This window comes from Variovorax sp. 20P10.2.4 (assembly GCF_058244205.1).
The window spans coordinates 1-1,833 of sequence record NZ_JBZAYE010000998.1; the positions used below are offsets into that span (position 1 = coordinate 1).

Here is a 1,833-nt window from a genome sequence, read left to right on the forward strand (position 1 = left end):
CGCCGCAGCCGGCCAGCAGCAGGGGTGCGCCGATCGCGCCGCAGGCGAGCAGCGTCGCTGCCAGTGATGTGAGTCGCATGGTGAAGATCTCCGCTCCGAAGGAAGGGTTGTCCGCAATGGGAAGAGGAAGGCGGCGCGCAGCACCGCGCGCACGGCGCCGGGGCGCCGTGCGGGCCGCGAGGCCGCTGGGGTCAGATCAGGTGCAGAAGGGCGTCAGGCCCATGGCCGACTTCACGCCCTGCACCACCAGCTTCTGGAACTGGTCCGCGCCGGGCCCGGTCGAGCTGGCGCTGAACGAGTGGTCGTTGTGGCCCAGCGTGCTGAGCCAGGCGCGGCCGCCGTCGTAGTACTGGCACCAGGCCACGGGATGGAAGTCCGCATGGCCCGGATGCGGCGGCGAGGTCAGCGGCTTGAGCGTGGAGGTGTCGACCTTGGCGAGGAACTTCACGTTGGTCGGGAACGGCGCGAGGTTGTACCACTCGTCCTGGAAGGTGAAGCGCTTGGGCAGGTCCACGGTGGAGGGGTCGTCGGCAATGATCTCGACGTCGCCCGAGCGGTTGGGCCCGTGGTTGTAGAAGTTGGCGTTGCCCAGCAGGCCTTCGTAATAGGGCCAGTTGTATTCGGCGCCGAAGGCGTTGTGCAGCCCGACGAAGCCGCCGCCGCGGCGCATGTAGTTGCGCAGCGCCGTGCGCGCGGCGTCGTTGCTGGTCGCGACCGAGCCGTTCCACAGCGTGTCGCGGTTCGAGCTCGCGAAGATCACGGCCTTGTAGTTGTTGATGCGGCTGCCGAGCACCGCCACGTCCTCGGTCCAGTCGGCCGTGATGCCCGCGTCCTTGAGCATGCGCACCAGGCCGGCCTGCATCACGTTGTCGGGGTTCATGACCGGGTTGAGGCCCGTGCCCATCGGCGTGCCGAGGTTGGCGTGGCGCGGCCCGGCGGTGCGCGAGTAGATCAGCACGCGGTCGGGCGTGGTGGCGAACGCGCCCCAGTCGTTGTAGCACTTGGGGTCGGTGCCGCGGCAGACGTTGTAGTAGGTGTCGAAGCTGGTGTCGGGCGCCTCGGCCACGGGATCGGTGGGTCGGTCGTCCACCGGTTCTTCGGGCGCCGCGGGCGGCGGTGGCGGCGCCACCGCGACCGGCACGAAGCCGGCACCGCCGCCGCTGCCGCCGCCACAGGCGGTCAGGACCAAGGCGAGCGCCGCGCTCGACACGAGGCCGAGGGTCAGGGAATGAGCTGGTTTCACGAAGTCTCCTACTTGTAGTCGTGGCCGGGGCCGCGCGGGCGCGCCCTGCCGGGATGGCTCGGCTGCTTCCGATGGCCGGGGAAGCAGCCGACGAAGCACCAAGGAATGCCGGCCTCAGACGGGAAAGCGGGAAAGCAGCGCCCTGCCTCGACCGGGTGCAGCAGGCCGTCCTCCCTCGGCGAGCGAAGGAAGCTGCGGTTGCGACGGCGGAAGCAGGTGCGCGAAAAAAGCGCGGGGCGCGGGCGAACGCTCAGGACGGCGCGTTCGGCACGCGCCGCAGATCGGACACGGACAACGGGCGAGGCAGTGGCACGGATCGTCTCCAGGGCTGAAAGCGCAGGGCCAGAGGGCCCGGCTGCGGACGATCATAAGCAGAATTGGAAAGTATTTCCACTATAGAAATCCCTTCCTTTTTCGGCCTCACGCTTTTCCCAGGCTGGACGGCGCAAAGAAAAAGGGCCGATCGCGCATGGCGATCGGCCCTTGGCCGGCTGGCGGAGGCGGCGAGAGGCAAGCCCTCGCCGCACTGTCCGATCAGAACGGAATGTCGTCGTCCATGTCGTCGAAGCCCGACGAGGACTTGGCCGGTG

1 protein-coding gene is annotated in these 1,833 nt (G+C 68.8%); it reads right to left on the reverse strand.

Translation table 11 applies throughout. The annotated features are described in order from the left end of the window. Positions 1 to 196: 196 nt before the first annotated feature. A complete protein-coding gene (locus AC27VN_RS40365) occupies positions 197 to 1,243 on the reverse strand; it encodes a ThuA domain-containing protein (protein WP_256223021.1) in 1,047 nt (348 codons plus the stop codon). Positions 1,244 to 1,833 lie beyond the last annotated feature (590 nt).